Source organism: Bradyrhizobium sp. DOA1, from assembly GCF_001593325.1.
In the GTDB taxonomy this organism is placed as follows: domain Bacteria; phylum Pseudomonadota; class Alphaproteobacteria; order Rhizobiales; family Xanthobacteraceae; genus Bradyrhizobium.
In genome coordinates, this window is the sequence record NZ_JXJM01000001.1 from 2,244,842 (window position 1) to 2,267,949 (window position 23,108).

Below are 23,108 nucleotides of genomic sequence, written 5' to 3' on the forward strand. Positions count from 1 at the left end.
TGAAATCAATGCGTGAGGTGGATCGACGCGACGCGCTGCGCCATTTGTTCGGGGGCGTGATCCTGATGGGTGCGGGCGTGAGCCTGTGGCAGCGGGAGGCTTCGGCCCTGTCTGCGATGTCGCCAATCGATCTTCCCGTTCCAGCCAAACGCGAGCCCGCCGTCCGCAGCTTTGCGCAGCAGGATGCCCGTCCATTGCCCGGACCGGACCGTCGTCCACCGCATCGGCCGCCACACCGGCCGCCGCCTCGTCCGCCATCATGGCGTCGGCGGCGTCGACGCTGGGAGTGCTGGTGGCATCGTGGGCGCCGTCATTGCGGATGGCGCTGGAGATAAACGAGGAGGAATGTCATGACGACTTACGACCACAGCGCGCCGATCGGCGCGACCGGGCTGCCGCAACCACCCCGCTGGATCTGTGTGCTGCTGGGTCTCTTCATGGCGTTCGCCGGGCTGATGGTGCTGGGCGATATCGCGTTCTTCACCGTGGTCAGTGCGCTCTTCATCGGCTGGATGGCCATCGCCGCCGGCGCGTTCGAAATCTTTCACGCGTTCTGGACCAAAGGCTGGGGCGGCTTCGTCTGGCAGATCATACTCGGCATCCTCTACATTGCCTTCGGCATCATACTGGTCAGCCAGCCGCTGACGGGAGCGCTCCTGCTCACCTACGTGCTTGGCATTGCACTGCTGGTCTCGGGGCTCGTGCGCATCCTGATCGGGATCGGCAGGTGGAAGCAGGGAGGCGGGATCATGGTCGCCTCCGGGCTGTTCGGCGTTTTGGCGGGTCTCGTCATCCTCACCGGCTTTCCAATGACCGGGCTCTGGGTTCTGGGCTTGCTGCTGGGCATCGACCTTCTGTCCCACGGCATCGGATGGCTGACTTTTGCGTGGCTTCCTGTAGCCAAGCCTGCATAGCTGCGGAGATCGGCGATGTTGATCTGGAGGAAAGCGCGCTCGCGTGTCGCCACGCTGCTTGGCCTTGCCGGCGCGATCTTGGGGCTGCCGTCACCGTCACCGGCGCAGCACGATTCCGCAGTGCTGTTTCGGAACGTCCGGATTTTCGATGGCAAGAGTGGCTTGCTCTCCGGGCCGTCCAGCGTCCTGGTCCGGAACAAGATTATCGAGAAGATCTCGTCCGGCGACCTGACCGCCTCCAATCAGATCATCGACGGCGCGGGCCGCGTGTTGATGCCCGGGCTGATCGATGCGCATTGGCATACGATGCTGGTGCGTCCGACGCCGATGGCTGCGCTTGCGGGCGATATCGGTTACAACAATCTGCTTGCGGCGGCTGAGGCGACCGCGACGCTGATGCGCGGCTTCACCACCGTGCGCGACATGGGCGGGCCGAGCTTCGGGCTCAAGCAGGCGATCGACGAGGACCTTGTCGTCGGTCCCCGCATCTATCCGTCCGGCGCCATCATCACCGTCACCAGCGGTCACGGCGACTTCCGGCAGCTCTCCGATCTGCCGCGCACCATCGGCGGCATGCTCAGCCGCATGGAGCGGATCGGCGGCAGCATGGTTGCCGACAGCCCCGATGAGGTCCGCGTGCGCGCGCGCGAGCAGCTCATGCAGGGCGCTTCGCAGGTCAAGCTCACCGCGGGCGGCGGCGTCGCGTCGCCCTTCAGTCCGCTCGATGTCTCCACCTTCACCGAGCCGGAGCTGCGCGCGGCGGTCGAGGCCGCCGACAATTGGGGCACCTATGTCGTCACGCACGCTTACACGCCGGTCGCGATCCAGCGCTCGATCGCGGCCGGCGTCAGATGCATCGAGCACGGCCATCTCATGGACGAGGCGAGCGCGAAGCTGATCGCCGAGAAGGGAATCTGGCTCAGCACGCAGCCGTTCCTGGATCTGTCCGCCGCGGCTGGGTTGGGACCAGCGGAGCAGGATAAGCTGCGGCAGGTCGTTGCCGGCACCGACCGTGTCTATGCGCTGGCGAAAAAGTACCGCATCAAGACCGCGTTCGGCACCGACGTGCTGTTCTCGAAGGAGCTGGCGGACGAGCAGGGCTCGATGCTGGCCGCGTTGACGCGCTGGTACACGCCGGCCGAAGCGCTGACCATGGCAACGTCCACGAACGCGGAACTGCTGAGCCTCTCGGGCCCGCGAAATCCATACCCCGGCCGGCTCGGCGTGGTGGAGGAAGGCGCACTCGCGGACCTCTTGCTAGTCGACGGTAACCCGCTCGACGACATCAGGATCATCCAGGATCCCGCGAAGAATTTCGTGGTGATCATGAAGGATGGCAGGATCTACAAGAACACGCTCGCGCACTGACGCGCGGTCATGTTGGTTTCGAGCTCGGCGCGATTCGCTATCGATTCGATTGCCTGACGGTGGCGCCGCAACAATTTTAGCTCGTCGTGTCGCATCGCATTGTGACAACTTGTCCGATCCTGGCCCCTGGCGCGTCATGTGAATGCCGGGAAAGCTCGAGGCTACTGTTCAGCGCGGGCCAGTCCGGCTATATGCTGATGCTCGGTCATTGAACTGTCATGTTACCGTAGATGCTGAAATCAGACGCAGCGCCGCTTCGCAAGACACCGAGCGCGCAAGACGCCAATCCTGTTCCCAAGGACAACAAGAGAACGCAAGTCGCTGCGGGCTTCCTGAGGCAAATTGAGGACGGCGCGGAACCCGCGAATACCGAGGGCGCTGTGATTGATCAGACGCCATCGCAAGACGCGACCCCTCCGTCAACTCGGTGGGCCGCCACCGCAAAGCCCGCCGGCGAAATCGAGCTCAAGCTCATCGTCGATGCCGATCGCATGGCGCATTTCAACGCCGCGCCAGTCATCGCGGCGCATGCGCGCAACAAGGGCTCGCGGAAGCATCTGAAGTCCGTCTATTACGACACGCCCGAGCGGACGCTTCGGCGCAATGGCCTCAGCCTGCGGGTACGCCAGAGCGGGGCGCGCTTCGTGCAGACCGTGAAGACCGATGCCGCGGATGATCCGCTGCGTCGTGGCGAGTGGGAGGCGAGCGTGCCTTCGCTCGCGCCCGATCTTGCTTTGGCGATGCCCTTCGTCCCGGAGAAACTTCGCGGCGTTCTCGAAGCGCAGCCGCTCGAAGCCGTCTTCACCGCCGATATCCATCGCCACGCCCGGATCGTCGATTTGCCGTCGGGAACGGTGGAGGTCGCCTTCGACCGTGGCGGGCTGGCGGCCGGCGATCGGTCGATGCCGGTGAGCGAGATCGAGCTGGAGCTCAAGGATGGCAGCGCGAGCACGATCTACGAGATCGCGTTGCGGCTGGCCGAGCACGGGGTGGTGAAGCCGTCCATCCGCAGCAAGTCGGCGCGCGGCTTCGATCTGGCCATGGGCGCGCCGCCGACGGCCCGCCGTCCGCGAAAACTTCGCCTCGATCCTTCAGTCACGCTCGACGACGCCTTCGCGACGATCCTGCGCTCCTGCTTCCTGCATCTGCTGCAGTCGCTGCCGGCAGCAGAGGACGGCCGCAATCCGGAGGGCGTGCATCAACTCCGCGTCGCGCTGCGTCGGCTCCGGTCGGCGCTGGACCTGATGCGATCGGTCGGCACGCTCAGCAATCTCGATGCGGTGCGCTCGGAAGCCAAATGGCTGGCGCAGGATCTGTCCGCTGCGCGCGATTGGGACGTGTTCCAGCTCGAAACCCTGCCGACGATCGCGAAGGCCTGTCCTTCCGTCGCCGGCTTCGATGCGCTCGGCCGTGCTGCGGCCCAGCGGCAGTCCGCCGCCTATCGCAAGGCGCATCATGCGCTCGCCGATCGCCGCTGTGCACTGTTCCTGCTCGGCCTCGGCAATTGGATCGAGGCGCGGGGCTGGCGCAGCGATGTCCCTGCCGAAGATCTCGGCCGGCTCGCCGAGCCCGCGGTCGATTTTGCGCAGCGTATCCTGTCGGAGCAATATGCGAAGCTGCTCAAGCGGGGCCGCCGTTTCAAATCGCTTTCCGTGGAACAGCTGCATCGGGTGCGGCTCGCGACCAAGCGGCTGCGCTATCTCAGCGAGTTCCTGCTGCCGCTGTACGAGGATCGCAAATCCACCAAGCGCTTCTCGCGCCGGCTCGCCGCTCTGCAGGAGGAGCTCGGCGCCTTCAACGACATGGCGGTCACGGCATCGCTGCTCGATGGGCTCGATACCGAGCCCGACAGCGCCGTCGCCGCCGCTGCCATCGCCGGCTGGCAGGCGCACGCCTCGATCGGCGTCCAGTCGTCATTGCACGGCACGTGGCGTGATTTCACCGCCGCGCGGGTGCCGTGGGCGGCACAGGGCTGATAGCGCATCCCCGAAAAAGTTGCGGCCAGGCTTTGGGGGAAGCCTGGCCGCGCGCGAACCGGTCTGGGACGGGGAGGGGTGGGGATGTGACCGGGTCGCGTAACCTGTTGTCTCGTTCCTAATCTCTCGCGCTGGCGGTGGAGACCGCCGGCTTGGTATCGCCGAGCGAGACCCAGACGTTGGGATCGCTCTGCGACTGGCGCTTGACGAAGCGGTAGCCCGTCTCCGTCCAGGCCAGGACGTTCTCGTTCTGATTGTCGAGAACGAACTCGCCCTTGTCGGTTTTCACCGTCAGCACCGCGTGGCCTTCGCCCTTCTTGTCGCGCACGACGGTGATGAGCAGGGCCTCGCGCGGCCATCCGGCATCCATCAGCATCTTGCGCTTCAACAGCACGTAGTCTTCACAGTCGCCATAACCGTCGGTCGGCAGCGACCACTTCTCGATCACGCCCCAGTGCTCCTGATCGGTCAAAGGCTTCACGGTCTCGTTGACCCAGCGATTGACCTTGACGAGGTCGCGCCATGCCGCCTGCGACATCACGATGTCGCGTGCCTGCGTCGGCGCGCCCTTGCACTGGGCGGCGTTGTCCGCACAGAATTCGACCCAGCCGATCGGCGCACGCGTGGGGTCGCCGAGGCTCGCATAGAGCAGTCGGCTGTCGCCGGCCTGCGCTGCTGCGCTGATCCCGAAGAGCATGGCGGCCAGCGCCAGTCTCTTCCCCTGTCCCCTGAAATCAAACATTGCGGCCCCCGTTTCTTGTTGGGACCACATTTGACAGGGAGCATTTGAGTTGCCGCTAAGTCGGTCAAGTCAAGTCGAGACGAATACAAGTAAAAGGCGCGGCGAATTCGATCTATACTTGAATCGAATTCTCATAAAATTTGAAATGACTGCAATTGATTCAAATTTTATGCATTAACGCGCAGACGCTGGCGGAACCGTCGTTTGCGCGCAATTGCTCGCTTGCGTTAACTCGCATCGGGATGGCCGCAACGCACGAAAAAGGCGGCGTCCGCATCGCGGAGGCCGCCTTCGAGGCTTGAAATACAGAGATTTTGGTGCTCTCCGGCTTTACCGCGCGGTAACGCTCTCTTCGAGAGTCTCGATCGGCTGCTCATGCATGAACTCAAGCGCGAAGCCGTCTTCGAGGTTTCGGACCACGCGGCCCTGGACCCGGCCGAGGAAGACCGTCGATTTCAGCGGCGGGCGGTTTTCCGCGGCGATGGCAGCGCCCGACAGCGAGAGGTCGATGATGCGGCAGGTCATCTTGGTGCCGTCCTCGAGCGTCAGCACCGCGATCGGGTTGCGCGGCACGATACGGTCGTGGCGGCGGTCCTCGGGCAGGTTGAGGATGTCGCGGTTGGCGAGCCAGGTCAGCTGGGCCGCGAGCTTGTCGCGCTTGCGCGGCGTTGCGCCGATCGTCATGGCGAAGCCGTTGTCGATGATGCGGGTGATCTTGCCCTCGACCCGGCCGATATGGTCGAGATAGGCCACCACGCGGTCGCCGACATTGCCGATGCCGGGGGCGAGCAACGCGAGCCCGCCCGGCGACATGTTGATGACCTGGCAGGGGAATTCACGGCGGTCCGGCAGCATGTAACGGCCGAGCAGGTGTACTTTCACCCGCTGGAAACGCCGACGCTCCTCGGCGGCCGGAAGAAATTTTTTGTTCGCCAACGCCATTTTCAACACCCGACCCCCCGCCCGGGCGGAGTCGGCACGACCCTAAGGTGCATAGGGTTAATGCCGCGTTAGGATCGGGCGCGCCGCTCACGGACAGACACAATACGCTCGAAAAGCAACATCAGGGGCAGGCAGGCCAGCACCGTCAGTGCGCCGAGGTCGAACGCAGCTGCGGCCGTGCCGGCCGACTTGGCGAGCCGGCCCGCGAGAGCCGGCCCCAACATCATCGCGGCATAAAAGAGGGTGTAGAACACGCCCATCCCGAGGGCGCGCGTCTCCGGCGCAAGGACGCGGGCGGCGAGGCTCATCATCGGGCCGGCTGGAAGGCCGCCGGCCAGTCCGCCCAGGATCAGGATGGTGATCACGGCGTCGGATCGGCTCAGCCAGGCCAGCAGGGCGGCCACGACGAGGCTGGCCGCGATCGTCAGAACAAAGGGCTTGCCGCGATCGGCGAGGTAGCCACCGGCCGGTACCGATATCACTGACAGCCACATCACGACGCTGATCGCCGAGCCCGCCGCCGCGATGCTCCAGCCGCGCTCGGTCAGCAGCGTCGGGCCGAACGAGAAGATCATGGCAAAGGCAATATTATAAAGGCCCCAGATCATGCCCGCGACGATCACCGCCAGCAGGGCAAGAGCATCGGGCCAGCCGGAGGCGGCAGCGCCAACCGTTACCGCCGGGGGCGGCTGGTAGAACATGATCAGCGCAATACCGATTGCGGTCAGCACACCTGCTGCCAGGAACACCGCGCCTGCGCCATAGGCGGTGCCGATCGAAGGCAGCACCAGAAGCGAGATCCCAACGCCGACCGGCCAGGAATTGACGAAGATCGCCATCGCGGTCGCGATCTCCCTGCCGGCAAACCAGTCGGTGGCCATCTTGGTGAGCTGCACCGTCAGCAGCACGCCGCCGGCGCCCGAGGCCAGGCGGCCGGCTATCTGCCAGCCCCAGATGTCGGTTGTGGCCATGACCAGGCTGCCGGCCGTCATCAGCAAGAGCGCCAGGATCGTCGTCGGCTTGTCGCCGAGAGCCCGGCCGATCGCGCCGCTTGGCAATGCCAGCACGATGCCAGGCGTGAAATAGAGCCCGATCAGGATCCCGATGTCGGCAATCCCGACGCCGAAGCTCCCTTGCAGCAGCGGCGCGACCGCGGCCACGCTCTGAAATTGAAATGCGATGGTGAGGCGCACGACGAACAGGATTGCAAGAATGCTCCACCGATTGCGCAACGTGTCGTCTCCCCGGCCGCCGCTGCAAGCGTGCGGCGGAGACAGGCGGGTGTCAACCGGGCTTGCTTCGCTACGTCGGCTTCGCAGCGCGCAGTTGCAGCAGAAGAAGCAGCGCGAGCAGCACGGCGGCCGACAGGCCGAGCGACCAGTGGATGCCGATCGCGGCGCCGGACAGCCCGACGGTGATGCCGCTGAACGCCCGCATCCCGAGCCCGGCCATATTATAGAGACCGACGACGCGGCCGCGGATGTCGTGCGGCGCGTTCAGCTGCACCAGCGCCTGCGCCATGGTGTTGAACGAGAGCTCGAAGAAGCCGGCAAAGAACAACAGCACGATCGCGACAGGATAGATCCGCACCAGGGCGAAGCCGAGCAGCGCCACGCTCCAGAGCATCGCCAGCATGATCGCGGTGCGCGGGCTGCCCTTGAGGCGCCCCCAGGATTCCAGCGCGATGCCGGCCAACAGCGCGCCGGCCGCGTCCGCCGCGAGCAGCACGCTGTAGGAGACGCCGGGATCGCCATGACCGAGATCGCCGGCATAGCCTGGCATCTGGGCGTGATAGGCGTTGCCGATCATGAAGGAGGTCAGGCCGGCGAGCCACGTCATTGCCGACAGCACCGGCTGGGTGCCGATCGCGCGCATCGTCAGCACGATGTCGGCAAGGCCGCGCACCGCGAAGCGCCGCACCGCCACGCTGCTGTCGCGGACCGGTGCCCAGAACAGCCAGAGCAGCATCGGCAGATAGAACAGCGTGTTGAAGATGATGCCGTGCGACGTGCCGAGGGTCAGCATGATGACGCCGCCCACCGCAGGCCCGACCAGGATGCCGAGATAGCGCGCCATCGCGTTCAGCCGCACCGCGCTCGGCAGGTCCGCAGGCGCCACGAGATCGTAGAGCAGGAGCTGGTTCGGCGTCTGCCAGAGCACGCCGGCGCAGCCGTGAATCACCAGCAGCAGCATCGCGTGCCACATCTGGATGGTGTCGGTGATGAAGAAGAAGCCCCATCCGGCGGACGCCACGATGAACAGCAGCATGCCGAATTGGATAATGCGGCGCGGATCGAACCGGTCGGCGAGCCCGCCGACCGCGACCGAGAACAGCAGGAACGGCAGCCAGTGCGACAGCACGGCAAAGCCCGCCAGCGCCGGCGAATGGAATTTCTGGAACACCACCCAATAGCTGATCACATGCTCGATGTTGTCGGCCATCATCGCCAGCACATAGGCCGTGAACTGGAGCCGATACGGCACGGACCTCATGGCCGCGAACGAGCCGGACGCGACGACGGGATTTTGGGGAAGGGGGTTCAAGGGAGCACCAGGAAAGGATGTCATCCGGCCATACACGCTCGTTGATGAGCGCTCAAGACAATTGGATGGATGGGGTTATCTGCCATGCACTTCCCTACACACTCCACGTCATCCTGAGGTGCGAGCGAAGCGAGCCTCGAAGGATGGGCTACAATCCCCTTGGTCCATCCTTCGAGGCTCCCCTCGCGATGCCGATGCATCGCAAGGCTCGCACCTCAGGATGACGGTGGTGGTTGTGGCGCGCCGTAGTTCAACTGGAGCCAGCGTATCCGGGACCACCGTTCCGCTTTTCGTCTCCGCCTCCGCTAGTTGGGCTACGGCGACAAGCTCTTGTGCAGGTCACAAGATTATCCGCTACGATGCCCTATGGAACAGAGCAGCCTCTACGAGCGCCCGGATCTCTATGACTTGATGGCCCCGCGAGATGCAATCCTCGAACGCTTTTATGTCGAGATCGCGCGCGAAGGCGGCAACCGCGTCCTCGATCTTGCCTGCGGCAGCGGTCGCCTGACCATTCCGCTGGCGCAAGCCGGGCTCGAGGTCGTCGGAGCCGATCTGTCCCCGGCGATGCTGGAGAGCGCGCGCAATCAAGCCAGAGCGCACGCAGTCGAGCCCGGCTTCGTTCAGGCGGACATGCGCGATTTCGATCTCGGGGGGCGGACCTTCGAGACCATCATCGTCGCCATGAATTCGGTCCTGCACCTGCATAGCCTGGACGACTTCAAAGGCTTCTTCGGATCGGTCGGCAGACACCTGTCGCCGAACGGCAGGCTGGTGTTCGACGCGTTCTTGCCCGATATCGCCCTGCTCAACGCAGACCCCGACAAGCGCGAGTTGATCGGCACGGTCGTCCACGACGATCTCGGCATGATCACGGTCGAGGAGACCGCAAGATACGAGCCGCTCGCGCAGGTCAGGCATGTGGACTGGTACTGGTCGAGCGAGGCCGAGAAGGACTTTTGGCAGGTGAAATTGCCGATGCGCAGCATCTTCCCGCAGGAGATGCCATTGCTGATCGCTTCGGGCGGCTTGCGCCTCATCACGCGCTTTGGTGATTTCGACCGCGGTCCGCTGGCTGCGGGCAGCATGCGGCAGATCTGTCTCTGCGGTCTCTAGGCGAGCGACTTGGCATAGACGGCGTACGGCACCCCCAGAATATCGGGCGCATCCCGCACCCTCACGAATCCCATACGCAGATACATCGGCAGCGCGACCGTCATGATCGTCGTGGTATGCAGCGCAATCACCGGCGACTGGTCGCGCTCGGCGCGGCGAACGCATTCTTCCGTCAGTTGTCTGCCGATGCCCTTGCCGCGCGCGGCTGGATCGACCACCAGCATGCGGATGACCGGCCATGCCGGATCGAAGAAGGCCGGCTTCGGCGCTTGCGGTCCAACATAGGCCACAGCGCCGACGATCTCACCACTTTCTTCGGCGACGATGATCTCGCCGGCTTTTGAAAGCTCCGGCATCTTTGCGACATGGGTCGTAAACAAGGGCCAGTCGGAATAGTGCGGCTCGAACTCCGCGAACGCGGCCAGCGCGACGCGTACGATCGCTTCCGCATCTGTGGATCGAAAGTCACGCAGCATCGGCGTTGTCCTCGAACGTGGCCCGGACGAGCGTAGCAATCCGGGGGCGCTGCTCCCCGCATGTCGCTATGCTCTTGCGGGCGACGAGACTGCACCTTGGCACGACCGCGCATCTCACATACGCTTCGTCTCAGCCCGCACTATCAATCATAACAGACGGGCATCGAGGAAACAGCCATGCAACAGATCCGCGTCTGCACCCACGCCGGCCCCGGCACCGAGCCCGTCATCCGCACCGTGCCGTGGCCGAAAGTCGGTAAGAAGGCCGCGCTGATCAAGGTCGGCGCCTGCGGGGTCTGCGGCACCGATCTGCATATCCTGAAAGGACATTGGCCGAAGCCGCTGCCCTGGCCTTTCACGCTCGGCCACGAGATCGGTGGCGTCATCGTCGAATGCGGTGACGAGTTCACCGAGGATTTCATGAGCAAACCGCTCAAGGTTGGCTCCAAGGTGATGATCCCGCCGCTGATGCCGTGCGGCCATTGTTATTACTGCATTCATTATCCGCAGACTGCGAACAAGTGCCTGACGCCGGTCTATTACGGCCGCTATCTCGGCTTCGACAAGGCGCCGCACATGTGGGGTGGCTGGGCCGAATATGTCTATGTCGATCTCGAGATGCTGCCGGGCACCAAGATCTACAAGCTGCCGGACGACATGTCGCTGCGCTTGGGGGCACTGTCGGAGCCGCTGACCTCCTGCATCCGCGCCTTCAACCGCGCGACCCGCGCCGGCGGTTTCACCTGGGGCGATACGGTAGTGATCCAGGGCTCGGGCCCGATCGGCATTCTCGCCGTCGCGGCCGCCAAGGAGATGGGGGCAGGGCGCGTGATCTGCGTCGGCGCGCCGGAGGAGCCGCGGCTCAAGCTCGCGCGCGAGTTCGGCGCAGAGGCGACGGTGAACATCGAGGAGATCAAATCGCCGCAGGAGCGCATCGCGCGTGTGCGCGAGATCGTTGGCGGCTTCGGCGCCGATCTGGTGATGGACTGCTCGGGCCATCCGACCGCCGGACCCGAAGGCATCGAGATGCTGCGCGACGGCGGCACCTATGTCGAGATGGGCCAGTTCACCGACGCCGGCTCGATCGACACCTCCTGGCATCGCATCTGCACCAAGGACCTCAACGTGCTGGGGTCCTGGGGCTTCACCGGCAATGACCTGCCGCTCGGCGTCGACATGCTCTACCGCACCGCCGACAAATATCCCTGGCTGAAGATGCAGACGATCTATCCGTTCACGGAAGCGGGCGTCGCGCAGGCAGTCAAGGACGCGATGGCGATGAAGACGGTGAAGTCGACCATCGTGCCCTGGCCGGAGCTGGTGGAATGATGGCCTGTCGCGGGTGATCGTAGCCCGGATGAGCGAAGCGATATCCGGGGGTGCGTCGGATGAGGTTGTCCCGCATGTCGCTGCGCTCATGCGGCTTCGTGCAGGCATTTGCAACGAGGGCCACCATGAAAGATGAACCGGACGCGCGCGCTTGCTCTCCCTTCCGAGCCATCCGCGCGATCGACTACACCGTCATCTTCGTGCGCGACATGGCGGCGATGCGGCGTTTCTACGAGAACGTGCTTGCCTTGTCGCTGCAGCGCGAGCTGTCGCCGAACTGGATCGAATACGGCCTCGGCCCCAACACGCTGGCGCTGGCGAAGCCGGGCCGGACTGCGGCCGATGCCCCGACGCCTGAAGGCAGCGCCTCGCTGCAACTGGCCTTCAGGGTGTCTGCGTCCGAAGTCGATGCCTGCGCCGACGAGCTCCTGCGCCAGGGCGTGGTGCTGCTGTCGCCGCCGACGGACCAGCCCTTTGGTCATCGGACGCTGTTCTTCCGCGATCCCGACGGCAATCTGCTGGAGATCTACGCGGAGATCTGAAGGACGCTACGTCACGTATCCGGACAACATGGCCTGCGCCCATCTCGGGTGGTCGTTGGCGAGCGCACGTGCCGACGCGGCCTCCCAATCGTATTCGAGGGCGAGTAGTTCGACTTGCCAGCCCCTTCTTCCCTTCGTGATGATCGCGTAGCGGGCGTGAGGCGAGCGATATTCAAGCTTGGCCGCGACGGGAATGTCGGCGAATACCGGGCAGCCGACGCTCCCCGGATTGAGAACCAGGCAGTCGCCGGGGCCATGAACGACCGCCTGGCGGTGGCTATGACCACACAGCACCACGCGGGCCGCCGGCTCGCTTGCGAGACGCGCGGCCAGCACGTCGCGGTGTGCCGGCACATAGCGGCCGTCGTCCAGTATTTCCTCCAGCAAACACGTCGTATCGTCGTCGGGCGTGCCATGGCAGGCCACGACCCCATCGTCCAGCCGTAGTTGGGAAGGCAGGCTGTGGAGCGCGCGGCGCTGCTCTGCCGTCAACGCGTTGCGCGCGAACAGTCCTGCCGGCGAGAGCTTGTCGTCGGGAAACTCCTCGATCCAGCGATCATGGTTTCCGCGCACGGTCGGCAACGACAGCGACTGGAGAGCTTCGAAGGTTTCCTTTGGCCACAACGGGCTGGTGACGCAATCGCCGAGGTTGACCGTACGATCGACGGTGCGCGTCTTGATATCGGCCAGCACGGCCTCCAACGCGGCGAGATTGCCGTGGATATCGGAAATAACTGCCAGTCTCATCGTTGCGCTTTCCTATGTACCCAGGCCTGACGTGGCTCGGCGGCCGGCCGACCCAGCCGCACCGAGGTTAATCGAGGTGACTGCAAAAATCCGCTGCAACCTTGGCGCGGCACTCTCCACCAAGCCATGCATCACGGCACTGGCGATTTCCGGGCGCTTGGCGTAAAGAGCGCCCAGATCAAATCCAGCGTGCGGCCGGGCCGTTGCCGCGCACGCAGCTTTGGGCGCCTCGGCTCGCTGTGCCGCGCCTGAATTAACCAAGGTTTCCCATCTCGTGTCTCTTCCGGCCCTGACCCCGCCGCTCGCCCGCGCTTTGGCCGAGCGGAACTATGACTCACTGACGCCCGTCCAGCTCGCGGTGCTCGCCCACGAAGCCACCAGCCGCGACCTTCTGGTCTCGGCGCAGACCGGCTCCGGCAAGACCGTCGCCTATGGGCTGGCGATCGCCAGGAATTTGCTCGATGACGCCGAGCGCTTCGAGCAGGCCGCCGCGCCGCTTGCCCTGATCGTGGCGCCGACCCGCGAGCTCGCGCTTCAGGTGCAGCGCGAGCTTGCCTGGCTCTATGGGCATGCGGGCGGCCGCGTCGTCTCCTGCGTCGGCGGCATGGATCCGCGCCGCGAGCAGCGCGAGCTTGCGGCCGGTGCGCACATCGTCGTCGGCACGCCGGGCCGGCTCTGCGATCATTTGCGCCGCGGCCGGCTCGACATCTCGGAGCTGAAGGCAGTCGTTCTCGACGAGGCCGACGAGATGCTCAATCTCGGTTTCCGCGAGGACATGGAGTTCATCCTCGAGACCACGCCGGAGACGCGCCGCACCCTGCTGTTCTCGGCGACGTTCCCGCGCGGCATCGTCGCGCTGGCCAGGCAATATCAGCGCGACGCATTCCGCATCGAGGTTGCCGGCGACGAGGGCGGCCACGCCGACATCGAGTACCGCGCGATCCGCATCGCGCCCGGCGATGTCGAGCATGCCGTCGTCAACGTGCTGCGCTTCTACGAGGCGCCGAGTGCGCTGGTGTTCTGCAGCACGCGCGATGCCGTCAGGCATTTGCAGGCGGCGCTACTCGAGCGCGGCTTTTCCGTGGTCGCCCTGTCGGGCGAGCTGACGCAGAACGAGCGCACCATGGCGCTGCAGTCGCTGCGGGACGGACGTTCCCGCGTCTGCGTCGCGACCGACGTGGCCGCCCGCGGCATCGACCTGCCGAGCCTCGACCTCGTCATCCATGCCGATCTGCCCAATGACGCCGAGGTGATGCAGCACCGCTCCGGCCGCACGGGACGCGCGGGCCGCAAGGGCACCAGCGTTCTTCTCGTGCCGCCGGCACGGCGGCGGCGCGCCGAGCTGCTGCTCGATCTCGCTGGCGTCGAAGCCGCCTGGGACACCGCGCCGCAAGCCGAGGAGATCCGCAAGCTCGACCACGCCCGCATGAAGGACGTGCTGTTCACGGAGGAGACCACCGCCGACGATCTGGTGCTGGCGCAGGCGCTGTTGGCCGAGCGGTCGGCGGAGGACATCGCCGCTGCGCTGGCGCGGCTCTATCGGGCACGGCTGCCATCGCCCGAAGACATCATCGATCCCGGCGAACGCAGCGGCAAGCCGCGCGAGGATCGCGGTCGCGACAAATTTCGAGGTGCGGAAGACGAGGATCGTCCTGGCAAGTCGCGATCGAAGTCCGGCAAGGCATCGTCGAAGCACAATATGGCAGAGGGCAGCGTCTGGTTCCGCGCCGCGATCGGACGGCGCAAGAATGCGGAAGCGCGCTGGCTGCTGCCGATGATCTGCCGCCGCGGCGGCATCGACAAGCGCGACATCGGCGCCATCAAGATCATGGACACCACCACCGAGTTCGAGATTTCCGAGCGCGTCGCGGAGTCCTTCGCCGCCAGGATCAAGCGTCCGGACAAGGAAGACAGCATCCGCATCGAGCCGATGGCGGAGGCGCCGCAGCGGCAGGCGCCGTCGGAGGAGAGGTCATATACGCCCCGGCGCGAGAGCGCTGATGCCGATCGCCGCCCGCGTCGCGAAGATCGCGCACGCGACACGAAAGCATTCAAGCCGCGCGACAAGGCTCACGGCGAGCGCGGTCCGAGAGTCGACGAGGCTGCTTCCTTCGGAAGGAAGAACAAGCAGCGAAACAAGCAGGGCCACGCGGAGCCTTCAGTCACGCCATGGCCCATCAAGGGTGCGGGAGGCAAGAAGGCGAAGAAGAAGCGGCGCGGGTGAGCCTTGCCATCCAGCCCGGACGGCAATGATGCCGCCGGGTCGCACCGGCGACATCATCCCAGAATTCCGGCAGTGAGTTCAGCGGCCGCCGCCACCACCACCACCGCCACCTCCGCCGCCGCCACCACCGGCGTCATGCAGCACCGAATTGTAGCGCGGGTCGGTCTGCTTCATGTAGACGGGCGAGATATCGGGAGCGGTACGAGCGCGTCGTCCGCCCTGGTTCGGCACCTCGACCAGACCGGCACAGCCCTCGAAGAAGGCGAACTCGCAGCCGTAGGCCCGGTACTGCGTGGCGTTGGCACTGGTCGCGCTGAACGCGGCCGTCGCAGCGAATGCAATCAAAGCAGCTTTCGACAATGTGAGCTTCATGGACGTTCTCCAGTCTCGGTTCGGCGAGACCGGAACGGTCCGCACGCTTCTTCGACGGAGGCCGGCCGAAGCCGGTTCGAGCGAGCGGCTTCACGCCCGCGTGAGCCGCGACCGGGGAGGGCGTCACGTCGCAACGAGATCGCGCAGCATGTAGATCGCACCCTCGCCGTAGGAGACGAGCTTGACGCGCAATTCCGCATCCGCCGTCACGGCCCGAAAGCCGAGGCGCTCCCATAGCGGCTGCGTGGCATAGACCGAGACCAGCGCGAGCGCCGTGATGCCGGATGCGCGCGCGAGTTGCTCAATCCTCGCGATGTAGTCGCGTGCGACACCGCCGCGGGCGCCGGGCAGCACGGCGACATCGTGCACGTAGAAGCAGTCCGCATCGTCTGGCAGCCTAATGAGGAATCCGTCGAGCGGCGGAATTTGATATTGCCTCCAGGGATGGGCGAGCCCGTAGCCGACGATCGCTTCCTCCGCAGCGAGCACGTGGCAGCCATCGGGACAAAGCCGTATCTTCTCTGCGAGCACGTCAGGGCGTTCGAACAGATCGGGATGGATGCGCGCAGCGATCGCGCTGATCGCAGCAAGGTCGGATGCGCGCGCGGGACGCCAGTGCGGCTTGCTCATGTCGAACAAATCTTTACTGCCGCTATCGCGGATATTCCAGCTGTATCGCCACGAAATCGGCCGTGCGCGATCCATAGCGCGTCTCGATCGCGCGCAGCGTGTCGTCCAAGGCCTGCGCCGGCGGCGAGGTGACGGTATCCGGCAGCGTCTGCTGTGCCGGCCAGTCCGCGGCGATCCGCTCCGGCACGATGCCGAGACCTCCGCGGCTCGTCTGCGCCTGCGCCGTCGCGGCGAAGGTGAGGGCGCGCGAGCGATAGGTTCGCGACCACGCATCGGCAATCAGCGCGAGCGAGACCTCGTCGACGCCGGGCGTCAAGGCGATGCCGAGCTGCTCGCGGTTCCAGAACGCGAGCGTGTTGGCGATTGCGGTCAGCGCGAAGGGGCGCGTGAAGCTGAAGGCGTCGCTGCGATGGCGCGCATCCCACGCCGCAAGGCCGATGTCGCGGGCGACCGCCTCGGCCTTGGCCCGGCCGGCGATCGCCTCGATCAAGGTGAGGGCCATCGGCATGGATGCGGTGATGCCGGTGGTCGTCGCGACGCCCTGGTCGACGACCAGTCTGCGGTCCGGCGCATAGCGGATCGTCGCATGCTTCTGGAGGTCGCGCACGGAATACCAATGCGTGGTGGCCCGCTTGCCGTCGAGCAGCCCGGTATTGGCAACGACGGTGGCGCCGACGCAGACTCCGATCACGATCGCGCCTTTGCCGGCCTGGCTCCTGATCCATTGCAGGACCGTTGCGTCGTCGTCGCGGCTCATCGCGGGCACGATGACGTAGTCGGCGCCGTCCGGATGCGCCGCATCGAAGTCGGCAATTGTCGCGTGGGGCTGCACCTTGAGCGCAGGATAAAGCGTGACCGGCCCCGGCTGCGTTGCCAAGGTGAGGACGTCGGCGATGTCGGCGCGTGCGAGGATGCCGTAGGGCATGAGATAGTCGGTGGTCTCGCTCATGTCGTTGATGCCGACGATGGCGATCAAGGGGCGCTTTCGTTTCGGCGGTTTCAACGCGGCCAGCGTCGCCGCGGCTTCCTCGCTGGAGATCGCAGGCGCGGTTCCCGATGCCGGCGCGCCGGGCAGCAGAAGCAGCCATGTTCCGCCGATCGCGGCGAGCAGTGCCACGCCGCCGAGTACGGTCCAGCCCAGAATGCGCCAGCTCATGATGATGTCATCCGCTCGTCGTCTCACGCGGCGCGGAAGCTAGCCGCTCGCGACGACTTCAGGAATGACGCAAATCCGGCAAAAGCGGCCATGTCGCGCGGCGATCGACACGGTCGCCTGCGCTTTCGAAATTAGCGCAGCCCCTCATACACCATCAGCCCACGTGCGATCTGCAGTTTGCGGATTGCGCGCGGCAGCAGCTTCTCCGGCTGATGCAGATAGCGCCATGAGGTGAGGGTGAAGGCACTGAGCGTGCCGCATTCATCGTCGAACGGTGCGAGCACGCCGGTTACGCTAACGGGTGTGTGCGGGCGGGCGTTGAAGGGAAGCAGCAGCAGCTCGAGATGCGCCTTGCTGCCGTCCTCGCGCGCGGCGGTGAGGCCGGCGATCGCGCCCAGCGTCTCGTCGGCGACGATGGTGGTGATCTCCTCGATCTCGCCGCGGGTTTCCGGCGTGAACAGCGCCGCAAAGCTCCGGTCCTTGAGGTCGCCCCCGGCGAGCGCGCAGACCCGCGTGCCGGCCACGCGGAACGGGAAGCCGAGATTAAGCTCGCAGGACAGCACGAAGATGTCGCTGAGCAGATCGCGGACGGCAGCCGGGTCGATGTCGGCCCGATCAGGCGCCCGCGCGGTGCCACGCTTCTTGTCCCAATACGCGAAGAACGCGCGGCTCGACGGATGTTTCATGACTGAACGCTAACCCCGGGGTGCAACCCCACGGGACAAACCTGTCCCGCTTCAGTGCACCCGCGATCCCTTTGGTTGTTGTGCAGGAGGGGATTTGCAGCGTCCATGCCGCGGGCGTGTTTTAGGCCCCCTGGGAGCATTCTTTGCACCGTTAACGTTAAATTAACTATGCGCTTTGCGCCGCCGCCCCGCCTGCTATGGTGACCGCGGTCGCAAGCCCCGCCGGTTTTCCAGGTTCTCGGCGAGGCCTGTACACAGGGCGTCAAACAGTTTGGTCACGGGCCGCGGGGAGGGGTGGGGATACACCTTATTCCTTGGAGTACCGGAAGACCGACATGGACAGGCAGGGCTCCCCAGGGCCCTGCCTTTTCCTTTTGTGCACTTGCGCAGGGGCGGCAAAGGCGACTATCTCCAAGCATGTCGCTCCGATCGCGCTGAAAGCGAAGCTGCCTTGGATTCCCCGCCAAATTCTCCGCCGCAGGAGTCTCCGGATCTGCCGGCCGTCCATGACGAGCCTCCGCGCGAGCCGATCCTGACACTGCCGGCGGCGCTGACCGCCTATATTGTCCTGCTCGCGGTGATCCATCTGCGGGTGCTGCTGCCGCCGGAGCTCGAGAACTGGACCATCGACGTCTTCGGCTTCATTCCGAAGCGTTACGATTCCTCGCTGCTCAATCTGCAGATCCCGGGCGGGACGGGGGCGAAGGTCTGGACCTTCGTCACTTATTCGCTGCTACACGCCAATCTGACCCATCTCGGCTTCAACGTGCTGTGGCTGCTGCCGTTCGGCAGCGCGCTGGCGCGGCGGTTCGGCGTCGTCAGGTTCTTCGTGTTCATGGCGGTGACGGCGGCGGCCGGCGCGCTCGCCCATCTCGTCACCCATGAGCATGCGGTGGCGCCGATGATCGGCGCCTCAGCTTCGGTGTCCGGCGCAATGGCGGCAGCGATCCGCTTCGCATTCGCCCGCGGCAGCTTCCTGTCGTTCAGCCGCTCGGACGCCGATACCGCCGCGAAGGTTCCGGCGCTGCCGCTCTCGCGCGCGCTGCGCGACGGGCGCGTGGTCGGCTTTCTCGCAGTCTGGTTCGGCGTCAACATCATTTTCGGTCTCGGCGCGATCGGCGTCGATGCCGAGACAACGAGCGTGGCCTGGCAGGCGCATATCGGCGGCTTCTTCGCAGGGCTCCTGCTGTTCGCGCTGTTCGATCCCGTGCCGCGCGTGCGAAGCGATGCTGCGGATGCGTCATCACGCGACGTTTCAGACCATATTTGAAGCGGCGCTTGCGGCGTCGCCCGAATTCATCCATCATTCCCCGGAAGAATGTTCCGAAGCGGCAAGCCCATAGCGGCAGCGCTTCGCAAAGCGCACGAGCGTGAAACCGGCGCTGTAACTGTTAGTTGAAGACTCGCGAACAAGTCCGGACCGCCGCACGCGGACGGCTCCGATTCTGGGAGGCGACAATGACGGTACGTTCCATTCTCAATACCAAGGGCCATCAGATCATGAGCGTCGAGCCCGACGCCAAGTTGTCGGCCGCGGTCAAGCTGCTCGGCGAGAAGAAGATCGGTGCGGTGCTGGTGATGAACCAGAGCCGGCTCGAAGGCATCCTGTCCGAGCGCGACATCGTGCGCGTGCTCGGCGAGCGCGGCGCCAGCGTGCTGGACGAACCGGTTGCCCAGGTCATGACTCGCAAGGTCGTCACCTGCAAGGAGACCGATACGGTCGCCGAGCTCATGGAGACGATGACCACGGGCAAGTTCCGCCATCTGCCCGTGATCGACAACGGCAAGGTGGTGGGCCTGATCTCGATCGGCGACATCGTCAAGCGCCGCGTCCAGGAATACGAGTCCGAGCAGGAAGCCCTGCGCGACTACATCAAGACCGCCTGATCGGACCTCACTCCTGTGCGGTGGGCGCTGCCCCTTCAGGCGGCGGCGCCAGCACGTGGATCGCCTCCTGGATCGAGTCCAGCGCGCGCTCGGCGGCGCGCGTGCCGTGCGCGATCAGGTCCTCGGAGCGGTGGAAGTCGAACCAGCCGAACTGGCCGACGCGCGGTGTGATCAACAGGTCGGGCGGATCGCCGGCAAGGCGGGCGCGCGTGATGCGGTCCTGCATGATGTTGAAGGCATCCACCATCACCGAGGAGATGCCGGGCCGTCCGCCGCCGCCGAAGAACTCGCGCTTCATGGTCTTCTCGGGTGAGAAAAATCGCGGAAAGCGCCGCTTGGCAGTCGACACTTCGGGTACGACTGCCACTGGCGCGGGCATCGCACCGTGCGAATAGATCGTCGTGGAATGGGTGAAGATGTCGCTGGAAAGATTTGCGGCGATGACGATTTCGGCGCCGAGCGCGCGGGCGGCCGAGACCGGCACCGGATTGACCAGCGCGCCGTCGACCAGCCAACGGTCGCCGATCAGGACGGGCGCGAAGATGCCGGGCAGCGCATAGGAGGCGCGCATCGCATCGACCACGCGGCCGCGTGTCAGCCAGATCTCGTGGCCGGTGCGGACCTCGGTCGCCACGGCGGCGAACTTGATCGGGAGGTCCTCGATCAGGGCCTGTCCGACCGCCTCCTCGAGCCGGGTTGCCAATTTCTCGCCGCCGAGCAGGCCGGAGCCGTTGAGGCGGATATCGAGATAGCCGAGGATGTTGCGCATGCCCTGCAGGCTGCGCCCCCAATCTTCGAACGTATCCAGCCGGCCGGCCGCATGAAGTCCGCCGACCACGGCGCCGATGGAGGTGCCGACCACGACGTCGGGCACGATCCCATTGGCGATCAGAGTTCTGATGATCCCGATATGGGCAAAGCCGCGCGCCGCGCCACCGCCGAGGGCAAGGCCGATGACCGGCCGGCGGGTGGTGCCGAGCCCCACCTTCTCCCCCGCTTTTTCCCCGTTGGAGCCGTTCGCGCCCCGACCTTTCAAAATTTCCAGCACCGAAAAACTCTCCTGCCCGGGCCAGCCTCACACCAGAGTAGGCGCCGCACCTCCGCTCCGCCATAACGAGGGTGAAGCATGGTTTATACCGTTCGGGAAGCAGGGGGCAGCAGTGTGGCGACGGCTGGTCGTCCTCGGCCAATCACGCAGGCGGCAATCGGGTTCCCCAGAACCGTATTTCCTTGGGGGTTCCGAGGCTTGAATTTGCCGCGTTTTCGGTGAAAAGCAGGAGGCATGACACGCGGGGGTGACGGCATCATCGGATGGCGGCGCAGCGTTCGGCTGCTGCCGGCGCTGAGCCTTGCCGCCTGCCTCATGGTCTTGGGCCAGAGCGCCGCTCAGGCGCAGCTTTTCTCCGATCGTCCGCCGCCGGTGCCCCCTGCTTCGGTGCCCGATCCCGGCGCCGCCATCAATCTGGCCGCACCCTCCGGGCCGGGCGCCGGCCCTCCGAGCCTGCCGCCGACGCTGATGCAGCCGCTCTCGCCCAGCATGCCGCCGCCCGCGGTCACGACCGTACCGCCGGCCGCGCCGCTGAATGCAGCCGTGCCGGGCCAGGGCGTGCTGTCGCTGACCGCGAGATACGGCAAGGATTCGCCCGCTATCACCAGCGGCCTGGTCTGGCGCGTGTTCGCCGACCGTCCCGACGAGAACGGCACCTTCAAGCTGATCCGCGAGGACCGCAATGCCGCGCCCAACATCGTGCTGCCGCCGGGCAATTACGTCGTCCACGTCGCCTTCGGCCTCGTCAGCGCGGTGCGCACCGTCAGCCTGAAGGCGGAGACGGATCGCGAATCCTTCGTCCTGCCCGCCGGCGGCCTGCGCATCGAGGGCCGCGTCGGCACCAGCCGCATTCCGCAAAACCAGATCTCGTTCTCGATCTACAAGGGCAGCCAGTTCGAATCCGGCGAGCGCGCCTCGCTGGTGCCCAACGTCGCCGCCGGCGACGTCGTGCTCATCCCGGAAGGCACCTATTACATCGTCTCCAACTATGGCGACGCCAATTCGGTGGTGCGCTCGGACATCCGCGTCCAGGCCGGCAAGCTCACCGACGTCACCATCACCCACCGCGCCGCCGTGATCACGCTCAAGCTCGTCAGCGACAGGGGCGGCGAGGCGCTCGCCAACACCGCCTGGTCGGTGATCACCCCGGGCGGCGACGTCATCAAGGAATCGATCGGCGCCTTCCCGCGCGTCGTCCTCTCCGAAGGCGAATACCGCGCCATCGCCAAGAACGAAGGTAAAGTCTACGAGCGCGGCTTCAACGTCGTGAACGGCGTCGACGGCGAAGTCGAGGTTGTCGCGCGATAGACCTTCGGCAATGCCGCATGCCATGCGCCGCCTTTGCCTTCAGGCGCGATATCTCTCATCTGGCGCACGAACGATCTACCCCCAGTTACCTTCGTCGTCGCGTGTCGGGTGAGCGGATGCTCACCGTTTGCCGCTTCTTGTGTACCGCCTTGAATACGCTGTGAGCGCTATCAGGCTGCCGCGAAGGACTTGAACGAACACCGTTCGCGCCGTCTTATTCCAGCGCTCCGCGAGTTCGCCACGGCGGTGGAAGAGACCAATTTCCGATCATCAATTTTATTCTCTTTCCATCCTGCTGCGTTATATGTCGGGCATCCGTCTAACGGGGGAGGCCGGAGCAGGCGCGTGCCTTGCGAGACCGGCAGGAGCAGGGGACCTAGCCCGTCGGCATGTTCGAAGTGATCCTCACCAGGCGCAAGCGGTTCGGCTGGCGATGGCAAGTGTGCGGCCAGTCCGGCAAGGTCTTTGCCGACGGCTTCGAGCGCACCCGGCCGTCCGCCAAATATCAAGGCGAGCGCGCCTTGTTCTTCCTGTTGTCGCAGGCCTATCTGCACAACCGCTCCGCCGCCTCGAGCGAGGATTAGCGGCGTTCCTGCGCGCACATTCCCGTAGCCCGGGTGAGCGACTTGTCCGCCGTAGCTCAACGAGCGAAGGCGGAAGCGATACCCGGGACGCTGCCGGCAGAATCCCGGATGTCGCTGCGCTCATCCGGGCTACAAGACCTTGCGTTGCCCGCCGGGCAAAACACGCCAGTCGTAGGTCAACGGACACCGTCAAAAACATTCTTCTTTACCGAAATTCGGAAACGGCGTACGTATCGCCGCAACCCGGCCCAACGAAGAGGGGCGTATCGCGATCGTCACGAACGCGGGCCGGGCGGCGGTGGACGTGGGTCACACTGGCGCGAAAAGCTTCGCAGGGCGGGCAACCGTGAGCGAACGCGTCGCGTCAACGACGGGTGCGGTTCGCGTACGGTAAAATCGTGTCGTCCTGGCGCCCGGGGTCTGTGCGCCAAGTCTTGCGGTGATGTGGCGGCCCAACCGGGCGCGCGCATCAGCCATCCGCAAGGCGACGGGGGCAATAGTGCATCGCTCCCCAGGG

Annotated in this window: 22 protein-coding genes; 11 read left to right on the top strand and 11 right to left on the bottom strand. The window is 65.4% G+C overall.

Going from position 1 to position 23,108, the window contains the following annotated elements; all coding sequences use genetic code 11:
• Positions 1 to 350 precede the first annotated feature (350 nt).
• From SE91_RS10525 to SE91_RS10535, 3 genes are all read left to right on the top strand, one after another.
• On the top strand, positions 351 to 914 hold the full coding sequence (locus tag SE91_RS10525; protein WP_008562632.1) for an HdeD family acid-resistance protein: 564 nt from the start codon (positions 351 to 353) through the stop codon (positions 912 to 914).
• A 15-nt stretch (positions 915 to 929) separates the two neighbouring features.
• Positions 930 to 2,282: a metal-dependent hydrolase family protein gene (locus tag SE91_RS10530; RefSeq protein WP_061847565.1), complete on the top strand. Its 1,353-nt coding sequence runs from the start codon at positions 930 to 932 to the stop codon at positions 2,280 to 2,282.
• A 230-nt stretch (positions 2,283 to 2,512) separates the two neighbouring features.
• Positions 2,513 to 4,258 (top strand): CYTH and CHAD domain-containing protein, encoded by a 1,746-nt coding sequence (locus SE91_RS10535; RefSeq protein WP_061847566.1) that lies wholly within the window; start codon positions 2,513 to 2,515, stop codon positions 4,256 to 4,258.
• A gap of 118 nt (positions 4,259 to 4,376) precedes the next feature.
• Here SE91_RS10535 and SE91_RS10540 read toward each other — a convergent pair whose 3' ends face one another.
• The 4 genes from SE91_RS10540 to SE91_RS10555 form a co-directional block, all read right to left on the bottom strand.
• Positions 4,377 to 5,000: a transglutaminase-like cysteine peptidase gene (locus SE91_RS10540; protein WP_061847567.1), complete on the bottom strand. Its 624-nt coding sequence runs from the start codon at positions 4,998 to 5,000 to the stop codon at positions 4,377 to 4,379.
• Positions 5,001 to 5,330: 330 nt separating this feature from the next.
• A complete protein-coding gene (locus tag SE91_RS10545; protein WP_008565596.1) occupies positions 5,331 to 5,942 on the bottom strand; it encodes a PilZ domain-containing protein in 612 nt (203 codons plus the stop codon).
• Positions 5,943 to 6,010: 68 nt separating this feature from the next.
• Positions 6,011 to 7,174, bottom strand: coding sequence for an MFS transporter (locus SE91_RS10550; RefSeq protein ID WP_061847568.1), 1,164 nt, complete (start codon positions 7,172 to 7,174; stop codon positions 6,011 to 6,013).
• A 70-nt stretch (positions 7,175 to 7,244) separates the two neighbouring features.
• Positions 7,245 to 8,486 (bottom strand): MFS transporter, encoded by a 1,242-nt coding sequence (locus SE91_RS10555; protein WP_283806228.1) that lies wholly within the window; start codon positions 8,484 to 8,486, stop codon positions 7,245 to 7,247.
• 366 nt (positions 8,487 to 8,852) lie between these two features.
• On the opposite strand from SE91_RS10555, the gene SE91_RS10560 reads away from it, so the two are divergent.
• Positions 8,853 to 9,602, top strand: a complete 750-nt coding sequence (locus SE91_RS10560; protein ID WP_061847570.1) for a class I SAM-dependent methyltransferase — start codon at positions 8,853 to 8,855, stop codon at positions 9,600 to 9,602.
• On the opposite strand, the gene SE91_RS10565 is transcribed toward SE91_RS10560, so the two are convergent.
• A complete protein-coding gene (locus SE91_RS10565; protein ID WP_061847571.1) occupies positions 9,599 to 10,078 on the bottom strand; it encodes a GNAT family N-acetyltransferase in 480 nt (159 codons plus the stop codon). The two genes, SE91_RS10560 and SE91_RS10565, sit on opposite strands and share 4 nt — an antisense overlap.
• A gap of 177 nt (positions 10,079 to 10,255) precedes the next feature.
• Here SE91_RS10565 and SE91_RS10570 point away from each other — a divergent pair, with 177 nt between their 5' ends.
• Positions 10,256 to 11,407, top strand: a complete 1,152-nt coding sequence (locus tag SE91_RS10570; RefSeq protein WP_061847572.1) for a zinc-binding dehydrogenase — start codon at positions 10,256 to 10,258, stop codon at positions 11,405 to 11,407.
• Between the two features lie 125 nt (positions 11,408 to 11,532).
• Positions 11,533 to 11,949, top strand: a complete 417-nt coding sequence (locus SE91_RS10575) for a VOC family protein (protein ID WP_060737794.1) — start codon at positions 11,533 to 11,535, stop codon at positions 11,947 to 11,949.
• Between the two features lie 6 nt (positions 11,950 to 11,955).
• On the opposite strand, the gene SE91_RS10580 is transcribed toward SE91_RS10575, so the two are convergent.
• A complete protein-coding gene (locus SE91_RS10580; protein ID WP_061847573.1) occupies positions 11,956 to 12,696 on the bottom strand; it encodes a metallophosphoesterase family protein in 741 nt (246 codons plus the stop codon).
• Positions 12,697 to 12,970: 274 nt separating this feature from the next.
• On the opposite strand from SE91_RS10580, the gene SE91_RS10585 reads away from it, so the two are divergent.
• The gene (locus SE91_RS10585; RefSeq protein WP_061847574.1) at positions 12,971 to 14,920 is read left to right on the top strand and encodes a DEAD/DEAH box helicase; all 1,950 of its coding nucleotides are present in this window, start codon (positions 12,971 to 12,973) and stop codon (positions 14,918 to 14,920) included.
• 78 nt (positions 14,921 to 14,998) lie between these two features.
• Here the strand turns inward: SE91_RS10585 and SE91_RS10590 are convergent, their stop codons facing one another.
• The 4 genes from SE91_RS10590 to SE91_RS10605 all read right to left on the bottom strand — a co-directional run bounded on the left by SE91_RS10590 (position 14,999) and on the right by SE91_RS10605 (position 17,764).
• Entirely contained in the window at positions 14,999 to 15,292 is a 294-nt protein-coding gene (locus SE91_RS10590; RefSeq protein WP_061847575.1) for a hypothetical protein, read from the bottom strand.
• A gap of 123 nt (positions 15,293 to 15,415) precedes the next feature.
• Positions 15,416 to 15,922 (bottom strand): GNAT family N-acetyltransferase, encoded by a 507-nt coding sequence (locus SE91_RS10595; RefSeq protein ID WP_061847576.1) that lies wholly within the window; start codon positions 15,920 to 15,922, stop codon positions 15,416 to 15,418.
• Positions 15,923 to 15,944: 22 nt separating this feature from the next.
• Positions 15,945 to 17,078: a DJ-1/PfpI family protein gene (locus tag SE91_RS10600; protein ID WP_061847577.1), complete on the bottom strand. Its 1,134-nt coding sequence runs from the start codon at positions 17,076 to 17,078 to the stop codon at positions 15,945 to 15,947.
• A gap of 131 nt (positions 17,079 to 17,209) precedes the next feature.
• On the bottom strand, positions 17,210 to 17,764 hold the full coding sequence (locus SE91_RS10605; RefSeq protein WP_061847578.1) for a PAS domain-containing protein: 555 nt from the start codon (positions 17,762 to 17,764) through the stop codon (positions 17,210 to 17,212).
• A 451-nt stretch (positions 17,765 to 18,215) separates the two neighbouring features.
• On the opposite strand from SE91_RS10605, the gene SE91_RS10610 reads away from it, so the two are divergent.
• Positions 18,216 to 19,034, top strand: a complete 819-nt coding sequence (locus tag SE91_RS10610; RefSeq protein WP_061847579.1) for a rhomboid family intramembrane serine protease — start codon at positions 18,216 to 18,218, stop codon at positions 19,032 to 19,034.
• A gap of 188 nt (positions 19,035 to 19,222) precedes the next feature.
• On the top strand, positions 19,223 to 19,651 hold the full coding sequence (locus SE91_RS10615) for a CBS domain-containing protein (protein WP_008549846.1): 429 nt from the start codon (positions 19,223 to 19,225) through the stop codon (positions 19,649 to 19,651).
• 7 nt (positions 19,652 to 19,658) lie between these two features.
• On the opposite strand, the gene SE91_RS10620 is transcribed toward SE91_RS10615, so the two are convergent.
• Positions 19,659 to 20,699, bottom strand: a complete 1,041-nt coding sequence (locus SE91_RS10620) for a patatin-like phospholipase family protein (RefSeq protein ID WP_060736423.1) — start codon at positions 20,697 to 20,699, stop codon at positions 19,659 to 19,661.
• Between the two features lie 234 nt (positions 20,700 to 20,933).
• On the opposite strand from SE91_RS10620, the gene SE91_RS10625 reads away from it, so the two are divergent.
• Positions 20,934 to 22,007 carry an RgsD C-terminal domain-containing protein gene (locus SE91_RS10625; protein ID WP_008549843.1) on the top strand — a complete coding sequence of 358 codons (1,074 nt, stop codon included), beginning with the start codon at positions 20,934 to 20,936 and terminating at the stop codon, positions 22,005 to 22,007.
• Positions 22,008 to 22,396: 389 nt separating this feature from the next.
• A complete protein-coding gene (locus SE91_RS37000; protein ID WP_008549840.1) occupies positions 22,397 to 22,591 on the top strand; it encodes a hypothetical protein in 195 nt (64 codons plus the stop codon).
• Positions 22,592 to 23,108: the final 517 nt, after the last annotated feature.